The following is a 22,346-nucleotide window of genomic DNA, read 5'->3' on the forward strand; positions in this document are numbered from 1 at the left end:
GGCGTCACGATAGCCTCCCTGCATGGGGGAATCACGAGGCGCCCGCGCGCGCCGGAACGCACGCCGGGCGATCGCCATCGGACTCGGCGCGGTCACAGCCGCGGTCCTGCTCACCGGGTGCGGTTCGAGCGCCGGCGCTGACGCGGCGCGGGCGTCGATCGTCGAGGCCGTCGAGGGCCTGCCCGATGTCGAGGACGTCAGTGGAACGGTCGAGGCGTCGAACGGCGGCGGGCTCGAGACGTACTACAACGCCAGGATCACCGTCGAGATGGCCGACGGCGCTCCGCCCGAGTCCTACGCCGACGTCGCGACGGCTGCTGCTCAGGCGACCGACGGCAAGGAATCCGGCGAGGTGATCATCGAGGACGCCGCAGGGGGTTCGGTCCGGTTCGGCACCGGTGCACCGGCGAAGACGATCGATGCGACCGTGACGGCCTGGCGCGAGTGGGCGGCCGACACGGATCCGGTCGCGGTCGATTCGATCCGGGTCGAGCTCGTCGCGACATCCGCCGACGGGGATCGACCCGCATCCTCCGACCTCCAGGTCATGTTCGTCTTCGCCGAACCGCTCGCGCCAGCCACCATCGCCGGCTTCGTCGGGGAGTTCCAGGCCGAGCTCCCGGACCCGCTGGCAGCTGCGGAGACCACGCTCGTCCTGAACAACCCCGAGTCGTCCTCCGGAGCCCCTCGGTTCAGTGCGACCGGCCTCCCCGTCCCGCCCGCCGTACTGGAGACCATCGCGGCAATCGAGGGGACGACCGCCGTCCTCGCGCCCCTCGGTGGCTCGGTGGCCGGCATCGACTGGTACGCGGAGCAGCACGATCGCGGTCTCGACCGGCCCGATGAGCTCATCGTCTCAGTCGCGTTCCCCGAGGACGCACCGCTGGGAGGAGTGCCCCTCGCGGAGCTGCAGGCGAGTCCGCAGTGGGCGGCCTACCAGCAGGTGACGACGCTCGCGAACACCTCGGAGACGGCGATCTCGTTCTCGATGAGCGCCGACAATCCGCGGATCGCCGGCTTCACGGCCCAAACATGCGGCAGCGCTGACGACGAGCTGGATCCACCACGCGACCCCAGCGAGGCCGACCAGGCGATCGCCGCCTGGTGGCTGGCTCAGGCACCCGCCTGCCCCGGCGTCGGCCGCCACGAGTGAGCGGCAGCGCGATGAAGAGCACCTCAGCACGCTCTCGAGCCTGGTTGGCGCTGTCCTGGAGCACCTCCGCACTGAGTGCGGCGTTCCTCGCGGCGGGCGTCGTGAGCATCTCGACCTACGCGTCGTTCCTCGACTTCCCACAGGACGATCCCAGCTGGATCACCCACCACGAGTGGCTCGCGTCCACCGGCACGGCCGCACTGGTGATTGGCGCCGTGCTCGCGGTGTGCAGCGTCACCGCGTTCATCCTGTGGCAGGTCGCGCTCCCTGCGAAAGAGTCCGACCGGAATTGACGCAAGTCAGCACGGCGTGGTCCCTGTCCTCGTCCGAATCCTCGTCGACACGATCGGACGCCGATTGAGAAACTGATCCCATGTACTCCGAGCGTGTCTTCCTCTACGGCGAAGCGCTGTGGCGCTCAGAAGACAGCGCGGGCGGGGCGGTCGTCCCGGCCGACGGCTGCGTTGACCTGATCCTCCGCGACGGCCGGGTCGAGGTGGCCGGACCGTCCACACGGTGGCTCGCCACCGGTCGCGACGGGGCCACCGGGTCGTTCGGATTCAGGATGCAGCCCGGTCGGGCCAGGCTCCTGCTCGGCATCGATCTCGCAGCGATCGCGGATCAGCTCGTGCCGCTCGACGACGTCACCGATCGTCGGACCGCGGCACGGTTGCGCGAGGCGATGATCCCGCTCGAAGCCGGGCCCGCCCCGGTCGGCACGCTCGAGGCGTTCGCCGTCCAGCTTGCGGCGTCGAGTCGCTGGGCGGACGCCGTCCGCCGAGCGGCGTCCGAGGCGGCTCCGGCACGAGACGTCGCCAGCACGCTGAGCGGATCTGAACGCTCCTTCCGGCGTCAGATGCTCGTCACGTTCGGGTACGGCTACACCACCCTCGTGCGCCTGGAACGGTCTCGACGAGCTCGGACGCTGCTCCGCTCGGGTATGCCCATCGCCGATGTCGCCGCCGAGGCAGGATATGCGGATCAACCCCATCTCTCCCGCGAGTTCCGCCGGCTCGTCGGCTCGAGCCCCGCTCAGTTCGTGTCGAGCGCGGCGTAGAGGTCGACGGAGTTCCCGTCCGGATCGAGCAACGTCGCATACCGCTGTCCCCACACGGCATCCCAGGGCTCGACGTGCCCGGCGTATCCGGCATCGACGAGTGCGGCGAAGGTGGCGTCGACGGTCGCTGGACTCCCTTGGTCGAAGGCGAGCGCGATCCGGTGTCCACCAGTTGCCGGGGTGAAGGAGGGGTCGAAGCCGCGGATCGTCGCGACCGTGTCCCAGGCGAGCGTCACGCCGCCGTCGAGGACGGCGTCTACATGGGGAGCGTCGTCCTGGTCCGGCCCGACGGGCACACCCAGGGTGCGGTAGAAGGCGAGGGAGGCCGCCATGTCGTTGGTCACGATGCCGATGAAGCCGAGTTTCAGTGTCATGGTTCCACCGTACGAGCGGGCGACGGCGGGGTCATGAACAGAACGGCCACGCTGCGCTCGCCACTGGCCCAAATCTCCTCGGTCAGCGCCCGGCGAGATCTCCGAGGCGCCGGCGCATTCCGCGGAGGACGTCGATGAGGAGCACGTCGTCCGGGCCGGCCAACCACTGCTCGAGGGCGGCGTCGAAGAGGGCGGACCCGATGGATGCGGCGAGCGCCGCGTCGGCCGACGTCACACCACTCGACACCAGGGCGTCGCGCATGGTGTCGGAGAGCACGGCGGACTTCAACCGTTCCCGCTCGCGGAGTTGCGGTTCCGATCGGATGATCGTCCGACGGGCGGCGATGTCGTCCCGCCAGCGTTGCAGCTCGCCCGCCGCGACCGTCTCAAGGCCCGACATCACGAGCGCGAGCGGGTCGAGCCCGGGCGGCGCCATCGCGACCAGCCGACCGACGACCGCCGGCAGCTCCCGTTCACGGAGGAAGAGGACGTCGCGCTTGTCGGCGAAATGCCGGAAGAAGGTGCGCGTCGTGAGGCCGGCGGCTTCGGCGATCTCCGGGACCGTGGTGGCCGAGAAGCCACGCTCGGCGAAGAGCTCCATCGCAGCGCTCTCGAGTCGGAGAGCCGCATCGGGTGCCCAGCGTGCCATGCGATCAGGCTAGCGGATGACACGACGTGTCGTCAGGTGTACAGTGATGGCACGACGTGTCATCGACCGGATGCCCGTCGTCCCGATCCCCTTGGAGTCCGCATGTCGACGAACACCGCAGCCTGGCTGCCAGCACACCGCGCAGACCTCGTCGTGGGTCCCGCCGCGATGCACGAGCCGGGCCCGGGAGAGCTCCTCGTCCGGAACCGCGCGGTGGCCGTGAACCCGCTCGACGACGTGAAGCAGTGGACCGGGAACCTCATGTACCGCTGGCTCCCCAGCCCCGCCGTGCTCGGCGAGGACGTCGCCGGCGAAGTCGTCGCCATCGGGCAGGGTGTCCATCGCTTCGCGGTCGGAGACCGGGTCGTCGCCTACGCCGTCGGCATGGAACGCGGCCGACGCCACGAGGCCGAGGGCGGGTTCCAGCAGTACACGGTCGTCCGAGCCGACCTCGCAGCCCCTATCCCGGCGGACCTGCGCGACGAGGACGCCGTCGTCCTCCCACTCGCGATCTCCACCGCCGCGACCGCCCTCTTCCAAGCGGACCACCTGGCGCTCCCCCACCCCTCCGAGCACCCCGCCCCGACCGGGACGACCGTCGTCGTGTGGGGAGGCGCCACGAGCGTCGGGAGCAACGCCATCCAGCTCGCCGTCGCGTCCGGCCACCGCGTCGCCACGACCGCGTCACCCCACAACCACGACCGCATGCGAGCCCTCGGGGCCGAGATCGTCCTCGACTACCGCAGCCCGACCGTCGTGGCCGACCTCATCGATGCCCTGGCCGGCTCGGACGTCGCCGGCGTCCTGGCCGTCGGCACCGGTTCAGCGGAACCGTCGGTCGCCGTGGCCGCGGCGACCGGCGCCCGACGCGTCGCGCTCGCCAGCCCCTCGGTGTCCTTCGGCTCCCTACCGCGTCGTGGCGGTCCGAGCCTGGCGTTCGTGCGCACCATGAGCCGACTGGTGGCGGCGAACGTCGCCCTCCAGCTCCGCGCGCGCCGGGCCGGTGTCACCGCTCGCTACGTCTGGGGCAGCTCGCTCATGACCAACGAGGTCGGCCCGATGCTCTGGGAGGACTACCTGCCCGGCGCACTCGCCGCGGGCCGGCACGTCTGCGCACCCGCACCGGAGGTGGTCGGCGAGGGCCTCGAGGCGATCCAGCCCGCCCTCGACCGCGTCCGCGCCGGGGTCTCGGCGCGGAAGCTCGTCGTCCGGTTGTAGCGGCCGGCAGAGCTTGCGGACGGCGGCGTGCGAAGGTGGAGCATGCTCTCGCCGCAGTCACTCCCCGAAGCCGACCGCCGCCTCGTCGCCGCCTGGGCCGCCGATTGCGCCGAACGGGTCCTGCCGCTCTTCGAGGCGGAGGCGCCCGACGACGACCGTCCGCGTGACGCCATCGCGCGGGCGCGGGCCTTCTCGGCCGGCGAGCTGGATGCGGCCGGAGAGATCCGCCGACGCTTCGTCGCGAACCGCGCCTCGCAGGTGGTCACCGCGCCCGCAGCCAAGGCCGCCGCCTGGTCTGCCGGGCAGGCGGCCGGTGTCGCGCACATGGGCGCGCATGCGCTGGGCGCCGCCGCCTACGCCGCGAAGGCCGCCGAGCTGGACCACCCCGGCGCCGGTGCGACCGAGATCGCCTGGCAGCTCGAGCACGCGAGCGGCCCCGTCCGGTCCGCCCTCCGTCTCCTCCCCCTGCTCGGCACCGACCCGTCGGGCCCGCTCGGTTCCGGGTTGTTGGCCTCCGGTGTCCTCGGCGCGAACATCCGCGCTCTCCAGGACGGCCTGCACCGACGCCCCGACGTCACGGCGCTCGAGCTCGTCGGAGGCGCAGAGCCGGTCCGGGTCGAGCTGCACGACGCCGACCCGTACTGGCCCGAGCGGTACCGCGAGCACCGGCGGCGCATCCTCGACGCCCTCGGGGCCGACGCGGTGGCGATCGAACACATCGGCTCGACCTCGGTGCCTGGACTCGCCGCGAAGCCGATCGTCGACCTCGTGGTCGCCGTGGAGGACATCACGGCGGAGGAGGACTACCTCGACCCGCTGCTGGCCGCGGGCTACGTGCTGCGCGTCCGCGAGCCCCGCCATCGGATGGTCCGGACGCCGGAGCGCGACGTCCACGTGCACCTCTACGAACAGGGCGCGCCGGAGATCGACGAGTACCTGCTCCTCCGCGACCACCTGCGCGCCGATACCGACGACCGCGCGTTGTACGAGCACACCAAGCGGGAGCTGCTCAGCCGGTCGTGGGACGACATGAACGACTACGCCGACGCGAAGACCGAGGTCATCCTCGCGATCAAGGCGCGGGCGCGGCGGACCGGGGACGCACCGGCGGGATGACGACCCCGGTCACGACCGCCGCCGTCTTGACGCCGACGCAGAGGCTGATGAAGACCGTGAGCGCCGCCGTGACCGCCGAGCCCTCGAGCGTCGCGAGGGAGACCAGCCCCACGGTTCCGGGCACGAGCATGAGCAGCGCAGGCTGGAACGTGACGTTGGACGGCACCGCCGCCGAGTAGCGCTCGACGATGCGCGCGACGACGAACACGATCCCGGCGGTGAGTCCCGTCGCGACCGCGTTCCCCACGAGGGGCGCGAACAGGACGATGCCCGCATAGGTCAGCGCCATCACGCAGATCGTCAGCAGCGTCAGGGAGCGACCGGAACCGAACGCGATCCCGATGCCGGCCGCGAGCATCACGACGCCGATCCAGGTGAACCAGAGCGGCGGGATCGCCTCCCAACCGACGAGGTCCGTGGTGCCGCGGCCGAGTTGGCCGACGAGCGCCGTGGAGTCGGGGTCGATCGACAGGCCGGTGAGCAGCGCCCCGGCCGAGATGCCGGCCGCCATGAAGGCGAGGACGATCAACCCGTACATGAGGCGTGCCGAACCTGTCACGATGTCGGTCGCGGTCAGTTCCAGCAGGGCGTTCGTGATGAGCGCCCCGGGCACGAGGATCGCGATGGGCGCGCAGACGGCGAAGAGCGGCACTGGGCCGAGGTCCATCGCCGAGGCGAGCGTCCCGACGAGCGTCGTCGACACGAACGCCGTCACGAACGGGGCGATCGCGACCGCTCCCCGCCACCGCGCCAGCAGGGTGATGACGAGGCCGACGAACGCGCCGACGAGCATCGAGGCGACGATCGCCCACCACGGGCAGCGGAACAGCAGGGCGAGTCCCCCGGCGAGCAGTAGGTTCCCGACCACCCAGTGCATCGAGGCGTGGGGTCGGGGCGTCTCCCGGATCGCCTGGACCCGCGCCGGCAGGTCGCCCACCGGCCAGTGCCCGAGCTCGAGTTCGCGCATGAGCCGGTTCGCCCGGGCCGCGCCGCGGAACGACAGCTCGCCGTGCGTGTTGCCGACCGCGAGCACCGCGCCCGTGTGCACGTCGTTGACGATGATGAGCTGCGGTAGCACCGAGAAGGCGAGGCCCTCGTCACCCGATGCGGCCGTCGCCCGCTCCAGGGAGTCGCGGACGTCCGTGACGGAGGTGCCCGCGTCGAGGAGCAGGCAGCCGAGCGCACTGTACGCGTGCGCAGCGGTCCTGCGGTGTCCCTCGGTAGCGGCGTCGTCACTCATCCCGCCAACGCTACGCGAGATGGGGACGTGTCCCCATCGCGGTGGCGCCACCGCCCCCGCTACCGTTGATCAGGCGGTCCGGGGGTCGGGCCGTGATGAGACGGTGGGGGCGGCAATGCGCAGGTTCGGGACGGTGGCGATCGCAGGGGCCGCCATGATGATGGCGTTGACGGGATGCGCAGGGGGCGCCGATGACGCAGGCGACTCGGGCGACAACGCCGCGTTCGCGAAGGAGGCCTGCACGGGCTGGAGCGAGATGCTCGCCGCGGACGACGCCGACAACGACGTCCTCAGCTCGCTCATGGACGTCCGCAGCGCGGACCGCACGGCAGAGGACGGCCCGGTCCAGAAGCAGGCGATCCTCGACGCCGCGAACGCGCACGTCGCCACCATCCAGGCTGCACGGGACGCCGTCGCCGACAACCCGCCCGCGGGCGAGGACGCCAAGGCGATCGTCACGGCCTTCACCGACCACTACGACGCCCGCATCGAGATCGCCGAAGCACGCATCGCCGAGTTCGAGGAGTTCCCCACCGTCCTGGAACGCAACTACGACCAGGTCATCACGGAATCGCAGGAGGTCCTGAAGGACATCGGCGAGTACGGCGACGGCCAGCCCGACGGTTTCCCCTTCGGCGACATCGAGGACCAGAAGGTCATCACCGCCCTCGACGAGGAGAGCAGCTGCGAGGACGTCATCAACGTCTTCTAGGACTCGGCCGCAGAGTGGACGGGGCGCAAGCCCTTGTCGGCCCGTCAGCCGTCCTGGCATCGTCGTCGACACGTCGCGCGTGCGGCGCCCGGCGACGAGGAGGCAGCATGGCGGACGTACGAGTGGGTGACCGGGTGTCGTGGGGCACCTCGCAGGGTCGGACGCAGGGGAAGGTCGTGGAGCGGAAGACCGCCGACTTCCAGTTCGACGGCCAGCACTTCACGGCGTCGACCGACGAGCCCGCGTTCATCGTGGAGTCGGAGAAGACGGGCGCGAAGGCCGCTCACAAGGGCTCGGCGCTGCGCGTCCTGACGTCCTAGGCGTCCCTCGCGCACACGGCGGCCCGGCTGGGCGTAGCGTTGCCCCATGACCGTCGTGATCGCCTTCCTGGCCAACGTCATCGTCGCCATCGCGAAGTCCATCGTCGCCGCACTGACCGGCTCGGCGTCGATGCTCGCGGAGGCGGCACACTCGTGGGCCGACGCGGGGAACGAGATCTTCCTGCTCATCGCCGACAAACGCGCCGACAAACAGCGGGACGCCGCCCATCCGCTCGGGTACGGCCGAGACGCGTACATCTTCTCGCTGTTCGCCGCCTTCGGGATCTTCACCGTCGGTGCGGTCGTCTCGATCCAGCACGGCATCCAGAGCCTCACCGCTCCGGAGGCGATGGAGAATTACGCCCTCAGTTACCTCGTGCTCGGCGTCGCCTTCCTCCTGGAGGGCTTCTCGTTCACGCAGTCGATCCTCGAGGGCCGCCGCACGGCGAAGAAGTACGGCCGCGGGTTCTTCGACTACATCGTGAACGGCTCCAACACGACGCTCCGCTCGGTCTTCTTCGAGGACTCCGCGGCACTGCTCGGCCTCATCATCGCCGGTGCCGGCATCGGCCTCCACCAGGTGACCGGCGACCCGGTCTGGGACGCGATCGGCTCGATCGCGATCGGTGTGCTGCTCGGCGGGGTCGCGCTCCTGCTCATCAACCGCAACCGGCGCTACCTCCTCGGGGCCTCGCCGAGCCCCGCCTACCGGGCGCAGACGATCACCGCGCTCCTGGCGCACCCCGAGATCGAGCGGGTCACGGCCCTGTACCTCGAGTTCAGTGGCCCGGAACGGCTCTTCCTCGTCGCGTCCGTCGACCTCGTCGGCGACGACCGGGAGAACGACGTCGCGCGGCAGCTCCGCCGACTCGAGGGCGACCTCGAGCAGGACGCCCTCATCGGCAAGGCCGTGCTCACGCTCTCCGTGAGCGACGAGGCGTCGATCACCGCCTGAGCGCCCGGCCCGCACCCGCGCTCTCACCCGCGCGGGTCGGCGACGGGTCAGGCGCCGAACAACCGCTTCGAGGCGATCTCGGCACCCTCGACGAGCGCGCCGAGCTTCGCCCAGGCCACGTCCGTCGCGACGAACTCGTAGCTCGCGAACGTCGAGAGACCGCAGTCGGTGCCGGCGATCACGCGGGTCGGATCACCGACCGCCTCCGCGACCTCGACGATGCGGTTCGCGACGACCTGCGGGTGCTCCAGGTAGTTGGTGGTGACGTCGATGACGCCCGGGATGAGCAGCGCCCCCTCGGGCAGTGGGTGCTCGCGGAACGCCGGAGCCTCGTGCTGGTGCCGCGGGTTGCCGAGCGGGATGCTGAACGCGCCGACGTTCGCCCGGTACAGGTGTGGGAGGAGCACGTCGACGGGGACGTCGTCCTGGTGCGGCCCCTGCCAGTTGCCCCAACAGACGTGCAGCCGGACCTGCTCGCGAGGGATGTTCCGGATGGCGTGGTTGAGGGCGTCGATGTGGAGGTCCACCGCCGCGAGGAACTCCTCGAGCGTCGCATCGCCGAACTGGATGACCCGCTCCATGGCGAGGTCCGGGGCGTCGAGCTGCAGGACGTGGCCCCGGGCGACGATCGCCTCGTACTCGACCCGCAGTTCCTCGGCGAGTGCGAACACGTACGCGCGGTCGTCGCCGTAGTGGGGGTTCGCCGCGTCGAGGAGCAGGGTCGTCGACACGATCCCCGGCGTGGCCGCGGAGAAGAAGGTGCCGGCGGGCACCCGCCCCTGGGCCGCCTGCACGGCGAGCTCCCGGTCGAAGCCGTCGAGATCGGAGGTGATGCCCGAAAGCGTCGGGTCGTACGTGAGGAGGCCCTGCGCCATCGGCGGGTCCCAGACCCGCGCGACGTCGGCGCCCTCGACGATCTGCTTGGCCTGGAAGGCGGCGTAGTCCGGGAACGCCAGGGAGTCGAGCGTCGGCTTCCGGTGCCCTGCGCCGCCGAAGCCCTCGATGCGTTCGAGAACGTAGGTCGAGAACCCGACGCGCGGGACCTCGCCGTCGTTGATGAGGTCGAGGCCCGTCGCGAGCTGGGCGGCGACCGTTGCGGCCACCGCCTCCGCCGCGACCTCCTCCAGCTCCGCGACGTCGAACGCGCGCCGCTGGTCCCGGGCGACGAGCAGCCGGGTCAGCTCGGGCGTGCGCGGCAGACTCCCCGCGTGAGTGGTCAGGATGCGGTCGGTCATGCGTGAGCTCCTCGATGCTTGGCGCGGGTGGGCGCGGACGGAACCGTCGGGCGCCGGTCCCACGATGCCGCATCGCCCAGCGGGCCGCCAGCCTCATCGCTCCCGGTTACGCCAGCCGGGGGGGGGNNAGAGTTCGCGCTGCTCGTCGTCCGTCTGGAGGAGCCACCCGGTCTTCGTCGCGCCGCGGTACTGGCCGCTCACGAGGTCGGCGCACCACGCGCGTCCGTCGAAGGCCCACCGCACGAAGCTCGCCTCGCTGCCCTTGCGCAGGAGCGGACGTTCGCGTTCTACCTGACTCATGTGTTCCATCTCGACGGTGGCTGACATATCTCCCCACCGTATCGAGGAATGCCGTCGGTGAACAGACTCGGGTAAGCTCCTTGCGTTTCCGGGCCGGTTGGCCGAAAATACCCGGTCGCGCCCGGAAGCAGCGGACCGCTCGGGGCTCCCGAAGCGACCATCCGATCACCGGGCCTGTCGCCTCAGCGCTCAGTTCAGGAACACCCGCAGCGCCTCGTCGGTGAGCGGGCGGTCCGCGAACACGAGCCGCACGGCATCGGGATCAGGGTTGCCCGCGTCGGGGCCGCGCCAGACGACCTCCAGACCGGCACGCTCTGCAGCCCGCCGGGACCCCTCGTTGTGCTCCAGGAGGAATGCGACGACCGGCAGATCCGGTGCCGACGCCGATGCCGCGGCCCGCGCTGCCGAGATGAGCTCCTGGGCGTATCCGCGCCCCCAAGCAGCGGGCGCCAGGCGGTAATACAGGTTCCAAGCGACCCCACCGCGAAGACTCGGGCCCCCGATGCCGATCAGCGAACCCGTCGCGGTGTCGCGCGCCACCCACACGTCGAGCCCGTTGGTGTCCCATCCGTTCTGATAGCGGCCGATCAGTTCCCGGGTCTCCTCGAGCGAGGTGTGGCGAGCGGAGGGCAGATGCGTCCACACCGCGGGGTCGGCGTGGAGGTCGTGGAGCTCCGGCAGGTCGTGCTCGGAGGGGCGCGCGAGCGTCAATCGTTCCGTCAGGGTCGGCGAAGTCGCGTCGGTCATGCCGTCCATTCTGCTCTGGTCGCTGTCCACCCCGACTCGATACCCTGTCCGCATGGCCGCGAAGAACGAACCGATCTCCGCACGTGCCTGTGCGATCCTCAGTGTCACCATCGCCGCCTTCTCCATCTTCCTCGTCGCCTCGACGGCGAGGGACGGCGGATCGTGGACGTTCTCGGTGCTCGCCTGCTTCGTGCCCCTGCTGTTCGCAGCCCAGGGCATCAGGATGAGCCGCCAACCCGGCGCACGGTGGCCCACCTTCAGTCTGATCGGGTCGATCGTCGGGGCCATCCTGGGGCTCGTGTCCTTTGGCGCGTTCGCCTGGCTGCTCGTGCGCTCCTGAGCGCAGCGCCGCCGCGTAGAGTCATCCCACCGTCACCACCACCATCGAAAGAGGGCCATGCGTCTGCACGTCGAGGAACGCGGGCACGGACCCGTCCGCATCGCCCTCATCCACGGGTTCCTGGCCGACGGCGCCGCCTGGACCGACGTCGTCGCCGCCTCCGATCCGGAGCGGTACACGTTCCTGCTCGTCGATCTGCGCGGCCACGGCGCCAGCCCTCGCGCCGATCGGGCACGCGGCGAGCGCTACGACCTCGCCTCGCTCGCAACCGACCTGGTCGAGACGCTGCCGACCGGCCTCGACGCGATCGTGGGTCATTCGCTCGGTGGTCGGGTCCTCGCCGACATCGTGGAACCGCTCCGCCCGGCGCGCGCGGTCTACCTCGACCCGGGATTCGGGCTGAAACTGCCCGGCCGCGGCCTCGGAGCCCGACTGTTCTGGAACATCCCCGGCCTGCCCTGGCTCCTGGCCTGGCTCTACGACCGCACAGATCCCGCGACGGGTCCCGCGAACGTCGCGCTCGCGGAGGCCGCCCACGCCGCGTGGGACCGGTCGATGGTCGCAGAGGTCTTGCGGGACGTCGCCGCGAACCCCGTGACGCCGGCCGCGCCGGTCGTCCCTTCGACGCTAGTGCTGTCCGACGACGCCAAGCTCGTCGTCCCGAGCAGGGACGTCCCGCATTACGCGCAGCTGGGCTGGACGGTGACCCGGTTCCCGGCGATCCGCCACGACATGATGGGGCTCGACGGAGCACGGACCTTCGAGGTCATCCAGCGCGCGCTCTGAGGTGGCAAGCCAGCGATCACCGCCCCCGGTCGCTGAGCCCCCTCCGGTCACTGAGCCTGTCGAAGTGCGCACGGAGAACGTCGCCCTTCGACAAGCTCAGGGACCGGGTGGGGAGAACTCAGAGACCGGGTGTCGAGGACTCATGGACCGGGTGGGGACAGCTCCGCGTCCGGATTGTGCAGAGTGCTGATTTCGAGAGCTCATTCCTGCACGATGCACATCGTGCTGCGATCAGGACGTCAGTACCGTTGCGGCAACCCGCACCGCTCCTCCCCCACCTTCAGGAGACCTCCATGGCTCGCATGGCACACGCAGACGACTTCGCCCTGTCCCGCGTCCGACCCGACGCACAAAAGCCCTGGTTCGGCATCGCCGTCCAGCGGTTCGGCCAGGTGTCGGCCCTGTCCCAGTTCCTCCTCGGCGCGACCCTCGGCTACAGCATGACCTTCGGCGAGGCCTTCCTCGCCCTCCTCCTCGGCTCGATCATCCTCGAAGTCATCATGTGCATCGTCGGCATCATCGGCCAGAAGGAGGGCCTCAACACCGCCCTCCTCGCCCGATGGACCGGCTTCGGCGAGGTGGGCGCCTCGCTCGTCGGCCTCGCGATCGGCATCAGCCTCATCGGCTGGTTCGGCATCCAGAGCGCCATCTCCGCCGAGTCGCTCGATGCCCTCCTGCCGGGCTTCATGCCGGTGTGGGCTTGGAGCCTCATCTTCGGCCTCGCCGTCACGGCCATCGTCGCCTATGGGTTCAAGGGCATGCAGTGGCTCGCGAACATCACCGTGCCGCTGTTCCTCATCCTCGTCGGCTGGTCGATCATCAGCGAACTCACCAAGCACGACTTCATGGAGCTCGTGACCGGCCCGGCCCCCGGCCCGACCATGAGCGTGTGGGCGGGCACCGGGATCGTCGCCGGCGGCCTCATCGTCGGGGCGATCATCACCGCCGACATGACCCGCTTCAACCGCTCCCGCGCCGACGTCATCAAGCAGACCGTCGTCGGTGTCTCGCTCGGCGAGTTCGTCATCGGCCTCTCGGGCGTCCTGCTGGCACACGCCGCCGCCTCGGGCAACGTCGTCGCGATCGTCACCTCCTCGGTCGGCCTCATCGGTCTCATCATCGTCATCACCGGCACCCTGAAGATCAACGACTGGAACCTGTACTCCTCGACCCTCGGCCTGGTCAACTTCATCTCCACCGCCTTCGGCAAGAACCTCAACCGGGTGACCACGACGATCGTCCTCGGCGTCGTCGGCTCGATCCTCGCCGCCGTCGGCATCCTCGGCCAGTTCTCCGGCTTCCTCATCATCCTCGGTGTCGCGTTCCCGCCCATCGCGGGCATCATGGTCGCCGAGTACTTCATCGTGAAGCGTTGGCGCGGTGAGCTCGACGAGACCCGCGCGTCCGGTCGCCTGCCCACGACGGCACCGCGCATCGTCCCCGCGACGATCATCATCTGGGCCGTGTCCGCGATCACCGGCTACTTCGTCACCTGGGGCATCCCCGCCGTCCTCTCCCTCATCCTCTCGATGGTGCTGTACATCGCCGCCGGGAAGCTCGGCTGGGTCCGCGGGGTCGGCGTCGCCCACACCTCGCAGATCGCAGCCGACGTGCCGACGGACAGCCCAGCCACCGCCGCCAACTGATCCACCGCGCACCTCCAGCGCACGTTCCACCGCACCGACAGAAAGCGAACCCCTCATATGCACATCGGTATCGATGTCGGCGGCACCAACACCGACGCCGTGCTCATGGACGGCACCACCACCCTGGCTGCCGTGAAGCACGCGACCACCCCGGACGTGACCGACGGGATCGTCCAGGCGATCGGCGAACTGCGGGGCGGACACCACTTCGACGGTGAGCAGATCACCGCGGTGATGATCGGGACGACGCACTTCATCAACGCCCTCGTGCAGGCCAAGCGCCTGGCACCGACCGCGGCACTCCGGCTCGGTCTGCCGGCGACGCGGGCCCTGCCGCCGCTCGTCGACTGGCCGGCCGAGCTCGTCGAGGCGATCAGCGCTCGCAGCTACCTCGCGCACGGTGGCTACGAGTTCGACGGCCGCCCCATCTCCCCGATCGACCCCGACGAGCTGCGGGCGCACGCCGAGGACATGCGGGCGAACGGCATCCGCTCCGTCGCGATCTCCTCCGTCTTCAGCCCGGTCAACCACGACCTCGAGGTCGAGGCGGCACGGATCGTCGGCGAGGTCCTCGGACCCGACGTCGCGATCTCGCTCTCGCACGAGATCGGGCGGATCGGCCTCCTGGAGCGGGAGAACGCGACCATCATCAACGCGGCGCTGCGCGAACTCGCCTCGGAGATCGTCGACGGCCTCACCGCCGCCGTCCGGAAGCAGGGCATCGAGGCGCCCATCTTCCTCAGCCAGAACGACGGCACGCTCATGGACGAGGACTACGTGCGCCTCTACCCGGTCGCCACCTTCGCCTCCGGCCCGACCAACTCGATGCGCGGTGCCGCTTTGACGAGCGGCCTCGCGACCTGCGCGGTCGTCGACATCGGCGGCACCACGGCCGACATCGGCCTCCTCATCAACGGCTTCCCCCGCGAGACGGCGAACGAGGTCAAGGTCGCGGGCATCCGCACGAACTTCCGGATGCCCGACGTGCTCTCGATCGGCATCGGCGGCGGCAGCATCGTCGACGAGGAGACGGCCGAGGTCGGGCCGGCGTCCGTGGGCTACAAGCTCATGACGGAGGCTCTCGTCTTCGGCGGCGACACCCTCACGGCGACCGACATCGCGGTGGCCGCCGGTCGCGCCTCCATCGGCGACGCCTCGAAGGTCGCGCACCTCGACCCGGCCTTCGTGGAGCGCGTGCTCGCCCGTATCGGCGAGCGCATCGCCGAGGCCGTCGACCGCATGCGGACCTCCCCCGAGCCCATCCCTGTGGTGGCGGTCGGCGGCGGGTCGATCCTGCTGTCCGACGAACTCCCCATCTTCGGCGCCGTCCACCGGCCCGACAACTACGCCGTGGCCAATGCCATCGGTGCTTCCATCGCGCAGGTCGGCGGCGAGATCGACAAGGTCTACGCCATCGAGCCCGGTCGGCGCGAGGAGGCCATCGCCGAGGTCCGTACCGAGGCGATCGACAAGGCGATCGCGGCCGGCGCCTCCCCCGCGTCGGTCGCGATCGTCGATTTCGACGAGGTCCCCATCCCGTACCTGCCGGGCAACGCGACCCGGATCCGCGTGAAGGCCGTCGGCGACCTCGACATGGGAGGCCTCCGATGAGCTGGACGATCACCGCCGAGCTCATCCCCGGCCTCGCCCGTGGGGCGGCCGTCCTCGGGACCGGCGGCGGCGGCGACCCGTACATCGGCGCCCTGCTCGCCGCCCAGGCCCTCCGCGAGCACGGCGACGTCACCGTCGTCACCCTCGACGAGGTCCCCGACGACGCGCTCGTCCTCACCGTCGCGATGATGGGGGCACCGACCGTCATGGTCGAGAAGCTGCCGAGCCTCACCGAGGTGGTCGCGCCCGTCCACGCCCTGAGCGCCTCGCTCGGACGCCCCGTCACCCACGTCGCCTGCGCAGAGGTCGGCGGCGTCAACTCGACCATCCCGATCGCCGCAGCGGCCGCCCTCGGCCTCCCGCTCATCGACGCCGACGGCATGGGCCGGGCCTTCCCCGAACTGCAGATGGTCCTCCCCACCCTGTACGGGATCGACGCCTCGCCCCTGGCGTTCAGCGACGAGAAGGGCAACACCGGCGTCCTCACCACCGTCGACAACAGCTGGACGGAGCGGATCGCCCGCGTCGCCTGCGTGGAGATGGGGTGCTCGGTGATGATCTCCGGTTTCCCCATGTCCGGCGCCCAGGCCCGTGAGGCGCTCGTCGCCGACTCGTTGTCGCTGTGCCGCGAGATCGGCGACGGCATCACAGCTGCGCGCGAGGAGAAGGCCGACGCCGTCACGCGCACCGTCGAGCTGCTCGGCGGACGCGAACTGTTCGCCGGCAAGGTCGTCGACGTCGAACGCGCGACCACGACGGGGTTCGCCCGCGGGCGCGCGCGGATCGACGGTACGGGTGCCAGCCTGGAGCTCTCCTTCCAGAACGAGCACCTGATCGCCGCCCTGGACGGCGTCACGCTCGTGACGACCCCCGACCTCATCATGGTGCTGGAGCACGACTCCGGTGAGCCGATCACGACGGAGGGTCTGCGCTACGGCCAGCGTGTCCGGGTGATCGCCGCCCCGAGCGACGAACGCTGGCACAGTCCAGCGGCCCTCGCGATGGTCGGTCCGGGCTACTTCGGCTACGACGTGGCCTCGCACCGCTTCGACGGCACGACGGAGACCCCGGTCGACGAGACTCCGGAGGTCGCCGCATGAGCTGGACCCTGACCGCCGCAGACCTCCCCGACCTCGCTCGCGGCGCCACGCTCCTCGGCACGGGCGGCGGCGGCGACCCCTACATCGGCATGATGCTCGTGAAGCAGGTGCTCGGCGATCGCAGCATCACGATCCTCGACCCCGACGAGCTCGACGACGACCTGTTCGTCATCCCCACCGCACAGATGGGCGCACCGACCGTCATGGTCGAGAAGATCCCCGCGGGGTTCGAGCCGACGCTCGCACTCCGCACGCTCGAGGAGCACCTCGGCCGCACGGCCGACGCGACCATGCCGATCGAGTGCGGTGGCATCAACTCGATGATCCCGCTCATCGTCGCCGCCGAGACCGGGCTGCCGGTCGTCGATGCCGACGGCATGGGTCGGGCGTTCCCGGAGCTCTCCATGGAGACCTTCGCGGTCTACGGGGTGCACGGATCGCCGCTGGCCATCGCAGGCGAACGCGGTGAGCGCGTGATCATCGACACCGGCGACGACGACCGCCAGATGGAGTGGCTGGCCCGTGGCATCGCCATCCGGCTCGGCGGCGTCGCCCACATCGCCGAGTACGCGATGAGCGGGGCGGATGTCCGGCGCACCGCGGTGCCGAGGACCATCTCGATGGCGCTCGCCCTCGGCCGCGCGATCCGGGTCGCGCGCGAGGAGCACCGGTCGCCGTTCACCGCCATCGCCGACACCCTGTCCACGACGCTCTACTCCCACATGCGGGAGCTGTTCGTGGGGAAGGTCGCCGATGTGGAGCGCCGCACCACGGAGGGCTTCGCGAAGGGCACGGCCGTCATCTGGTCGACGGATCCGGCGAGCTCCGAACGCCTCGAGATCTCCTTCCAGAACGAGAACCTCATCGCCCGGTGGAACGGTGAGGTCGTGGCGATCGTGCCGGACCTCATCTGCATCGTCGACCACGAGACCGCGGAGCCGATCACCACGGAGGGCCTGCGCTACGGCCAACGGGTGCGGGTGCTCGGGATCTCGACGCCGGCACTCATGCGCACCCCCGACGCCCTCCGCGCGTTCGGTCCGAGTGCCTTCGGGCTGTCGGAGCCGTTCGTCCCCGTGGAGGGCGAGGCGGCTGCCGCAGAAGCCGCTGAGGCGTTCGGCGGCGGGCAGGCGGTCCGAGCCTAGGCTGGTGCCATGCCGACCACCCTCGAGCACGATCGACTCCGCGCGCTGGCGACGGGGTTCGCGATCCTGGGCTCCGGCGGCGGCGGCGCGACCACGATGCTCGAACTGGTGCTGTCCGACCCCGGCGTCTGGCCGTTCGAACTGCACGCGGTCGACGACCTCGACCCGGCGACGCCGTGCCTCGCCCTCGGCTTCGTCGGATCCACGCTGCTCCTCGGTGAGCGGCTGCCGGGCACCGATCCGTTCGGGCGCCTGATCGGCGCCGCCGAACGCTGGCTCGGCCACCGGATCCCGGCGATCTGCTCGCTCGAGGGTGGCGGGGTCAACGGACTCACCCCGTTCGCGTTCGCCGCCGACCGCCTGATCGTCGACGCCGACCTCACCGGTCGCGCCGTGCCGTCGCTCGACCAGATGTCGTTGCTCGTCGACGAGGTCCCGGGCATCGTCGTGACCTGCGACACGGGCGGCGGGGGTGTCGCCCTCGTCGAGACGGAGCGCGCCCTCGACATCGAACGGGTTGTGCGCGCCGCCATCGTGCAGGCGGGTGGGAGCGGCGGGATGGTCTACGCCGGGTTCACCGTCGGCGACCTCCGGGAGCATGCGATCGTCGGGAACGCGACCCGTGCCGTGCAGCTCGGCGCGGCGTTCCTCGGTGCCGCCTCAGGCTCCCTCGACGAGCTGGCCGGCTCCATGGGTGGTCGCCTCCTCGCCGAGGGACGCGTCAGCGCGATCGAGGCCGACCGGACCGACCCGCATGTGCTCGCGTTCGCCATCGACGGCAGTGGCGGGCAGGTGCACCGGCTCGTCGCGAGGTCGGAGACGCTCGCCCTCATGACCGACGGCCGCGTCGAGGCCGCCGCGCCGGACCTCATCGTCGTCCTCGACACCGTCTCCCGGGACATCCTCGAGGTCTCGGCGATCTCGATGGCCAGGCAGGTCGCCGTCATCCGCATCGACGGCCCCGACTGGTGGTCGCGGACGCCGGAGCGGCTCCGTCGGGTGCTCCCCTCGGCCTACGGCCTGGACGAACTCGACGAGGTCCCCGTATGAGCGATCGTCTGCAGTCGGGCGCCCTCCTCGCGCACCCCGACAACGGCGGCGTGCGGCTCGTCGCCGGCCCGGCCGACGCCAACTGGGCCGGTGTGGTCGTCGAGACGGACGAGGCGGCCCTCCCCGAGGACGACGCCGGCCGACTCGCCGTGCTGACCGGCGTCCCACCCACGCGCCCCTGGCAGCAGGACGCGCTCATCCGGCGGATCAGGGACCGCGGGTTCCGGGCACTCGCGATGCAGCAGGCCGACGGCTTCGGTGCGGGCACGCGCGCCCTCGCCGACCGCCTCGGGTTCACGCTCCTGCACGTCGACCGGCCGATGCTGCTCGCGAAGGCCTGCTGGCAGCTGGTCGAGGCACGCGACTCGTTGACGCTCGGCTACGTGCGGAAGGTGGCGCAGTCCATCGAGTACCACGCCGAAGGCCTCCCGGACCTGCTGCGGCACCTCTCGTCCAGCGTCGGCCACGGCATCGCCCTCATCGACAGCGAGGGCGTGCTGCTCGAGGCGGGCGGGCGGCTGACGCCGGAGGTCCACGCCGCGATCGACTTCTCCCCCTGGACGGACCTGACCCGTGCCGGGACGGGCACCGCGGCGTCCGTCCGCGTCGACAGCCCCAGCCGCGAGGGGTTGCGGCTCGCGTTCTTCGGCGACGGGCTCGACGAACGGCAGGTGAGCGCACTCGCGGTCGCGGCCGAGGTCGCCATGCCCGCCGTCGCCGCCAGGATCCTCATCGACGAGGTCGCGGAGGTCAGCGACGCCTCGGTGTCCTCCGGTGTCCTCCGCGACTTCGTCGACCTGCGCGGCCGGCCCGATCCGGACGTCGAGCGGCGCATGCTCGAACGCGGCTGGCGGACCACCGGGTACCACCTCGCCTTCCGCACCGTCGGTCGGAGCCGGGTCGACGCCCTCCAGCTCCTCCGGTTCGTGACGAGCGCGCTCGGTCGGATCGCCGCCGACTCCCACGCGACGACCAGCGGCCGAGGGGTGAGCGGATGGCTCACCTTCACGGAGCCGCCGCCGCCGTCCCAGGTGGAGCGCTACGTCGGCGCCCTGCGCGAGCTGCACGTCGAGGCGCGTCGATCGTTCAACGTGGCGACCGCCGTCGGTTCCCTGGCGAGCGGTTCGGCCGGACTCACCTCGTCACTCAGTGAGGCGGCGGACGCGGTCCGGATCGCGGTGAACCGGTCGACGACGGGGTGGTTCGTGCGGGTCGACGGCCTCGGTCTCGAGCAACTCCTCCTCGCCTGGACCGGCAACGACATCTTCGTGCCGGCCGCGCGGTCCTTGCTCGCGCCCCTGCAGGCCGGGCAGGGTGAACTGTTGACGACGCTGTCCGCCTACCTCGACCACGAGTCGGCGGTCGGGCCGACGGCAGCCGCGCTCGGGCTGCACCGCAACACCGTCGCGACGCGGATCACCCGGGCGCAGGAGCTCCTCGGCGTCGACATGGCCGATCCGGAGGTGCGCCTCGCGTTGCACCTCGCCTGCCGCGCGGTCCGCTGAGCGGGCCTGCTGGCCGAGGGCGCCGAAGCCCTCCTCAGACCGCCGTCGCGGTGAACTGCATCCGCGGGTTCGCGTAGAACTCCTGCGCCTCGACGAGCTGCAGCTCGCGCTGACCCGACCGGTACGTCAGCTCGACCAGGTCGAACACGCTCGAGGCCGTCCGCTCCAGCGCCAGCTTCGCGTCGCGCGTCTCGCCGTAGTGCGCGGCGAACAGCGCCGCCGTGACGTCGCCCGAACCGTTCGCCTTGAACGGCAGCAGCGGCGTCTGCACGATCCACCGGCCGGCGTCGTCGACGACGAGCATCTCGATGGTCTCCGGGTCGCGGTCGGGGCGCTCGACACTCGTCACGAGGACCACCGACGGGCCCATCGCGCGCGCCAGCTCGACCGACGCCAACGTCGACTCCAGCGAGCCGGGCTCGGTGCCCGTGAGGAAACCGAGCTCGAACTGGTTCGGCGTGATGATGTCGGCGTTCGGGACGACGCGGTCGCGCAGGAGGTCCGGGATCTCAGGGGCGACGAAGCAGCCGGACTTCGCGTTGCCCATGACGGGGTCGCACGCGTACAGGGCCGAGGGGTTCGCCGCCTTGACCCGCTGGACCGCGTCGACGATGACGTCACCGATGCCGACGCCGCCCTGGTAGCCCGAGAGCACCACGTCGATCTGCGGGAACGCGCCGCGCTCCTCGACACCCGTGATGACCTCGCCCACCTGCTCCGGCGAGATGAGCGGGCCGCGCCAAGCGCCGTAGCCGGTGTGGTTCGAGAAGTTCACGGTGTTCACCGGGATCACCTCGACGCCGATGCGCTGGAGGGGGAACACGGCTGCGGAGTTGCCGACGTGCCCGTAGGCCACGGCGGACTGGATGCTGAGGATCTTCACGATGTCGCAATCACGATGGGGAGGCCGCCGCGGACACTGCGTTCGTGGCGGGCATGGACGGTGCCTGCAAGGTCTCAACGATACTCTTCCGCCGCCTGCAGAACCCACGTGCCGCGTCAACCCGCGAGCGGGATCTCCCTCCCCCGCGCCTCCGCTCCTATGCTGATCGGATGACGACTCCTGAGAGCACGACCACGCCGAGCGACACCACGGCGACCAAGACCGCCGCCGTCATCTACAACCCCGTGAAGGTCGACCTCGATGCGCTCCGCGAGTCGGTCGACCGCTCCGCCGCCGACGCGGGCTGGGGCGAGTCGCTCTGGTTCGAGACGAGCGTCGACGACGTCGGCCAGGGCGTCACCGCCGAGGCGATCGCCGCGAAGGTCGACCTCGTCATCGCGGCCGGCGGCGACGGCACGGTCCGTGCGGTCTCCGAGGCGCTGCGCGGCAGCGGCATCCCCCTCGCGCTCCTGCCCTCGGGCACCGGTAACCTGCTCGCCCGCAACCTCGACCTCACGCTCAACGACCTGCCCGGTTCCGTCATCACCGCGTTCACCGGTGACGACAAGTCGATCGACCTCGGTGTCATCGACATCGAACGCGCCGACCACTCGCGCGACCGCCACGTGTTCGTCGTCATGGCCGGTATGGGCATCGACGCGAAGATGATCAAGAACACCGACGACGACCTCAAGGCGAAGGCCGGCTGGGCCGCCTACGTCGACGCGATCGTGAAGTCGCTGCGCGACCCGGACGAACTGCACCTGCGCTTCCGCATCGACGACGAGCCGCAGATCCGCGCCACCGTGCACACGGTCATCATCGGCAACTGCGGTTCGCTGCCGGCCAACATCCTGCTCCTGCCGGACGCGGTCGTCGACGACGGCCTGTTCGACCTCATGTTCATGCGTCCCGGCGGGGTCTTCGGCTGGATCCGCATCTGGGCGAAGGTCGCCTGGGTGAACGGGGTGCTGCGCCGGACCAAGACCGGCCGGGCCCTCGCCGGCAAGCAGAAGGACGACGGCGAGCTCCGCTACGGCACGGCGAAGCGCTTCGTCGCCCGCATGTCGAAGCCGGAGGAGATCGAGCTCGACGGCGACGGCTTCGGCAAGGCCGTCGCGATCAACACCTGGATCGAGCCGGGTGCCCTCACCGTCCGCGTTCCGGCTGCGGCGGAGTAGCGGCGAGCGGACTCGCGAGCGGG

The 22,346-nt window shown here is 70.8% G+C and carries 23 protein-coding genes; 17 read left to right on the forward strand and 6 right to left on the reverse strand.

The window, feature by feature from the left end; all coding sequences use genetic code 11:
• Positions 1 to 22 precede the first annotated feature (22 nt).
• From ASE44_RS11895 to ASE44_RS11905, 3 genes are all read left to right on the forward strand, one after another.
• On the forward strand, positions 23 to 1,153 hold the full coding sequence (locus ASE44_RS11895) for a hypothetical protein (protein ID WP_056780059.1): 1,131 nt from the start codon (positions 23 to 25) through the stop codon (positions 1,151 to 1,153).
• An 11-nt stretch (positions 1,154 to 1,164) separates the two neighbouring features.
• Positions 1,165 to 1,446, forward strand: a complete 282-nt coding sequence (locus tag ASE44_RS11900) for a hypothetical protein (protein WP_056780061.1) — start codon at positions 1,165 to 1,167, stop codon at positions 1,444 to 1,446.
• 80 nt (positions 1,447 to 1,526) lie between these two features.
• Entirely contained in the window at positions 1,527 to 2,210 is a 684-nt protein-coding gene (locus tag ASE44_RS11905) for a helix-turn-helix transcriptional regulator (RefSeq protein WP_056780066.1), read from the forward strand.
• Here the strand turns inward: ASE44_RS11905 and ASE44_RS11910 are convergent.
• Both ASE44_RS11910 and ASE44_RS11915 read right to left on the reverse strand, forming a co-directional pair.
• Positions 2,186 to 2,584 carry a VOC family protein gene (locus ASE44_RS11910; protein WP_056009798.1) on the reverse strand — a complete coding sequence of 133 codons (399 nt, stop codon included), beginning with the start codon at positions 2,582 to 2,584 and terminating at the stop codon, positions 2,186 to 2,188. The genes ASE44_RS11905 and ASE44_RS11910 overlap by 25 nt on opposite strands.
• Positions 2,585 to 2,666: 82 nt before the next feature.
• Positions 2,667 to 3,233 carry a TetR family transcriptional regulator gene (locus ASE44_RS11915; protein WP_056914194.1) on the reverse strand — a complete coding sequence of 189 codons (567 nt, stop codon included), beginning with the start codon at positions 3,231 to 3,233 and terminating at the stop codon, positions 2,667 to 2,669.
• Between the two features lie 102 nt (positions 3,234 to 3,335).
• Here ASE44_RS11915 and ASE44_RS11920 point away from each other — a divergent pair, with 102 nt between their 5' ends.
• Both ASE44_RS11920 and ASE44_RS19105 read left to right on the forward strand, forming a co-directional pair.
• Positions 3,336 to 4,451: a zinc-binding alcohol dehydrogenase family protein gene (locus ASE44_RS11920; RefSeq protein WP_056780071.1), complete on the forward strand. Its 1,116-nt coding sequence runs from the start codon at positions 3,336 to 3,338 to the stop codon at positions 4,449 to 4,451.
• Between the two features lie 42 nt (positions 4,452 to 4,493).
• Positions 4,494 to 5,567, forward strand: coding sequence for a GrpB family protein (locus ASE44_RS19105; RefSeq protein ID WP_082455983.1), 1,074 nt, complete (start codon positions 4,494 to 4,496; stop codon positions 5,565 to 5,567).
• Here ASE44_RS19105 and ASE44_RS11935 read toward each other — a convergent pair.
• Entirely contained in the window at positions 5,524 to 6,807 is a 1,284-nt protein-coding gene (locus ASE44_RS11935; RefSeq protein WP_056780074.1) for a threonine/serine exporter family protein, read from the reverse strand. The genes ASE44_RS19105 and ASE44_RS11935 overlap by 44 nt on opposite strands.
• A 115-nt stretch (positions 6,808 to 6,922) precedes the next feature.
• On the opposite strand from ASE44_RS11935, the gene ASE44_RS11940 reads away from it, so the two are divergent.
• The 3 genes from ASE44_RS11940 to ASE44_RS11950 all read left to right on the forward strand — a co-directional run bounded on the left by ASE44_RS11940 (position 6,923) and on the right by ASE44_RS11950 (position 8,794).
• On the forward strand, positions 6,923 to 7,519 hold the full coding sequence (locus ASE44_RS11940; protein WP_056009806.1) for a hypothetical protein: 597 nt from the start codon (positions 6,923 to 6,925) through the stop codon (positions 7,517 to 7,519).
• Between the two features lie 107 nt (positions 7,520 to 7,626).
• Complete coding sequence (locus tag ASE44_RS11945) at positions 7,627 to 7,839, forward strand: DUF2945 domain-containing protein (RefSeq protein ID WP_056780077.1); 213 nt, start codon at positions 7,627 to 7,629, stop codon at positions 7,837 to 7,839.
• Positions 7,840 to 7,885: 46 nt separating this feature from the next.
• The gene (locus tag ASE44_RS11950) at positions 7,886 to 8,794 is read left to right on the forward strand and encodes a cation diffusion facilitator family transporter (RefSeq protein ID WP_056780079.1); all 909 of its coding nucleotides are present in this window, start codon (positions 7,886 to 7,888) and stop codon (positions 8,792 to 8,794) included.
• Between the two features lie 47 nt (positions 8,795 to 8,841).
• Here the strand turns inward: ASE44_RS11950 and ASE44_RS11955 are convergent, their stop codons facing one another.
• Both ASE44_RS11955 and ASE44_RS11965 read right to left on the reverse strand, forming a co-directional pair.
• Positions 8,842 to 10,029: a methionine synthase gene (locus ASE44_RS11955; RefSeq protein ID WP_056780082.1), complete on the reverse strand. Its 1,188-nt coding sequence runs from the start codon at positions 10,027 to 10,029 to the stop codon at positions 8,842 to 8,844.
• A 489-nt stretch (positions 10,030 to 10,518) separates the two neighbouring features.
• Positions 10,519 to 11,076, reverse strand: a complete 558-nt coding sequence (locus ASE44_RS11965) for a GNAT family N-acetyltransferase (protein ID WP_056781155.1) — start codon at positions 11,074 to 11,076, stop codon at positions 10,519 to 10,521.
• 52 nt (positions 11,077 to 11,128) lie between these two features.
• On the opposite strand from ASE44_RS11965, the gene ASE44_RS11970 reads away from it, so the two are divergent.
• The 8 genes from ASE44_RS11970 (at position 11,129) to ASE44_RS12005 (ending at position 20,259) form a co-directional block, all read left to right on the forward strand.
• Complete coding sequence (locus tag ASE44_RS11970) at positions 11,129 to 11,416, forward strand: hypothetical protein (protein WP_056009816.1); 288 nt, start codon at positions 11,129 to 11,131, stop codon at positions 11,414 to 11,416.
• Between the two features lie 57 nt (positions 11,417 to 11,473).
• Positions 11,474 to 12,202: an alpha/beta hydrolase family protein gene (locus ASE44_RS11975; RefSeq protein ID WP_056780088.1), complete on the forward strand. Its 729-nt coding sequence runs from the start codon at positions 11,474 to 11,476 to the stop codon at positions 12,200 to 12,202.
• A 293-nt stretch (positions 12,203 to 12,495) separates the two neighbouring features.
• Positions 12,496 to 13,848: a cytosine permease gene (locus tag ASE44_RS11980; protein WP_056780092.1), complete on the forward strand. Its 1,353-nt coding sequence runs from the start codon at positions 12,496 to 12,498 to the stop codon at positions 13,846 to 13,848.
• A gap of 57 nt (positions 13,849 to 13,905) precedes the next feature.
• Positions 13,906 to 15,459, forward strand: coding sequence for a hydantoinase/oxoprolinase N-terminal domain-containing protein (locus ASE44_RS11985; protein ID WP_056780096.1), 1,554 nt, complete (start codon positions 13,906 to 13,908; stop codon positions 15,457 to 15,459).
• Complete coding sequence (locus tag ASE44_RS11990; RefSeq protein ID WP_056009824.1) at positions 15,456 to 16,559, forward strand: DUF917 domain-containing protein; 1,104 nt, start codon at positions 15,456 to 15,458, stop codon at positions 16,557 to 16,559. Before ASE44_RS11985 ends, ASE44_RS11990 begins: the two co-directional genes overlap by 4 nt.
• On the forward strand, positions 16,556 to 17,704 hold the full coding sequence (locus tag ASE44_RS11995; protein ID WP_056009826.1) for a DUF917 domain-containing protein: 1,149 nt from the start codon (positions 16,556 to 16,558) through the stop codon (positions 17,702 to 17,704). The genes ASE44_RS11990 and ASE44_RS11995 overlap by 4 nt, the downstream gene beginning before the upstream one ends.
• 9 nt (positions 17,705 to 17,713) lie before the next feature.
• On the forward strand, positions 17,714 to 18,754 hold the full coding sequence (locus ASE44_RS12000) for a DUF917 domain-containing protein (RefSeq protein WP_056780099.1): 1,041 nt from the start codon (positions 17,714 to 17,716) through the stop codon (positions 18,752 to 18,754).
• Positions 18,751 to 20,259, forward strand: coding sequence for a CdaR family transcriptional regulator (locus ASE44_RS12005; protein WP_056780101.1), 1,509 nt, complete (start codon positions 18,751 to 18,753; stop codon positions 20,257 to 20,259). The genes ASE44_RS12000 and ASE44_RS12005 overlap by 4 nt, the downstream gene beginning before the upstream one ends.
• Before the next feature lie 34 nt (positions 20,260 to 20,293).
• On the opposite strand, the gene pdxY is transcribed toward ASE44_RS12005, so the two are convergent.
• A complete protein-coding gene (gene pdxY, locus ASE44_RS12010; protein WP_056009832.1) occupies positions 20,294 to 21,142 on the reverse strand; it encodes a pyridoxal kinase PdxY in 849 nt (282 codons plus the stop codon).
• A 170-nt stretch (positions 21,143 to 21,312) separates the two neighbouring features.
• On the opposite strand from pdxY, the gene ASE44_RS12015 reads away from it, so the two are divergent.
• On the forward strand, positions 21,313 to 22,323 hold the full coding sequence (locus ASE44_RS12015) for a diacylglycerol kinase family protein (protein WP_056780104.1): 1,011 nt from the start codon (positions 21,313 to 21,315) through the stop codon (positions 22,321 to 22,323).
• Positions 22,324 to 22,346: the final 23 nt, after the last annotated feature.

It is taken from the genome of Plantibacter sp. Leaf1 (genome assembly GCF_001421315.1).
GTDB lineage: Bacteria > Actinomycetota > Actinomycetes > Actinomycetales > Microbacteriaceae > Plantibacter.

Bases quoted from the DNA above. Each gene is read 5' to 3' on its own strand.
- ASE44_RS11970 (WP_056009816.1), top strand. From the start codon at position 11,129: ATGGCCGCGAAGAACGAACCGATCTCCGCACGTGCCTGTGCGATCCTC.
- ASE44_RS11915 (WP_056914194.1), bottom strand. From the start codon at position 3,233: ATGGCACGCTGGGCACCCGATGCGGCTCTCCGACTCGAGAGCGCTGCG.
- ASE44_RS11910 (WP_056009798.1), bottom strand. From the start codon at position 2,584: ATGACACTGAAACTCGGCTTCATCGGCATCGTGACCAACGACATGGCG.
- ASE44_RS11935 (WP_056780074.1), bottom strand. From the start codon at position 6,807: ATGAGTGACGACGCCGCTACCGAGGGACACCGCAGGACCGCTGCGCAC.
- ASE44_RS11950 (WP_056780079.1), top strand. From the start codon at position 7,886: ATGACCGTCGTGATCGCCTTCCTGGCCAACGTCATCGTCGCCATCGCG.
- ASE44_RS11900 (WP_056780061.1), top strand. From the start codon at position 1,165: ATGAAGAGCACCTCAGCACGCTCTCGAGCCTGGTTGGCGCTGTCCTGG.
- ASE44_RS11995 (WP_056009826.1), top strand. From the start codon at position 16,556: ATGAGCTGGACCCTGACCGCCGCAGACCTCCCCGACCTCGCTCGCGGC.
- ASE44_RS11940 (WP_056009806.1), top strand. From the start codon at position 6,923: ATGCGCAGGTTCGGGACGGTGGCGATCGCAGGGGCCGCCATGATGATG.
- ASE44_RS11905 (WP_056780066.1), top strand. From the start codon at position 1,527: ATGTACTCCGAGCGTGTCTTCCTCTACGGCGAAGCGCTGTGGCGCTCA.
- ASE44_RS12015 (WP_056780104.1), top strand. From the start codon at position 21,313: ATGACGACTCCTGAGAGCACGACCACGCCGAGCGACACCACGGCGACC.
- ASE44_RS11975 (WP_056780088.1), top strand. From the start codon at position 11,474: ATGCGTCTGCACGTCGAGGAACGCGGGCACGGACCCGTCCGCATCGCC.
- ASE44_RS11980 (WP_056780092.1), top strand. From the start codon at position 12,496: ATGGCTCGCATGGCACACGCAGACGACTTCGCCCTGTCCCGCGTCCGA.
- ASE44_RS11945 (WP_056780077.1), top strand. From the start codon at position 7,627: ATGGCGGACGTACGAGTGGGTGACCGGGTGTCGTGGGGCACCTCGCAG.
- ASE44_RS11990 (WP_056009824.1), top strand. From the start codon at position 15,456: ATGAGCTGGACGATCACCGCCGAGCTCATCCCCGGCCTCGCCCGTGGG.
- ASE44_RS12000 (WP_056780099.1), top strand. From the start codon at position 17,714: ATGCCGACCACCCTCGAGCACGATCGACTCCGCGCGCTGGCGACGGGG.
- ASE44_RS19105 (WP_082455983.1), top strand. From the start codon at position 4,494: ATGCTCTCGCCGCAGTCACTCCCCGAAGCCGACCGCCGCCTCGTCGCC.
- ASE44_RS12005 (WP_056780101.1), top strand. From the start codon at position 18,751: ATGAGCGATCGTCTGCAGTCGGGCGCCCTCCTCGCGCACCCCGACAAC.
- ASE44_RS11965 (WP_056781155.1), bottom strand. From the start codon at position 11,076: ATGACCGACGCGACTTCGCCGACCCTGACGGAACGATTGACGCTCGCG.
- ASE44_RS11985 (WP_056780096.1), top strand. From the start codon at position 13,906: ATGCACATCGGTATCGATGTCGGCGGCACCAACACCGACGCCGTGCTC.
- ASE44_RS11895 (WP_056780059.1), top strand. From the start codon at position 23: ATGGGGGAATCACGAGGCGCCCGCGCGCGCCGGAACGCACGCCGGGCG.
- ASE44_RS11920 (WP_056780071.1), top strand. From the start codon at position 3,336: ATGTCGACGAACACCGCAGCCTGGCTGCCAGCACACCGCGCAGACCTC.
- ASE44_RS11955 (WP_056780082.1), bottom strand. From the start codon at position 10,029: ATGACCGACCGCATCCTGACCACTCACGCGGGGAGTCTGCCGCGCACG.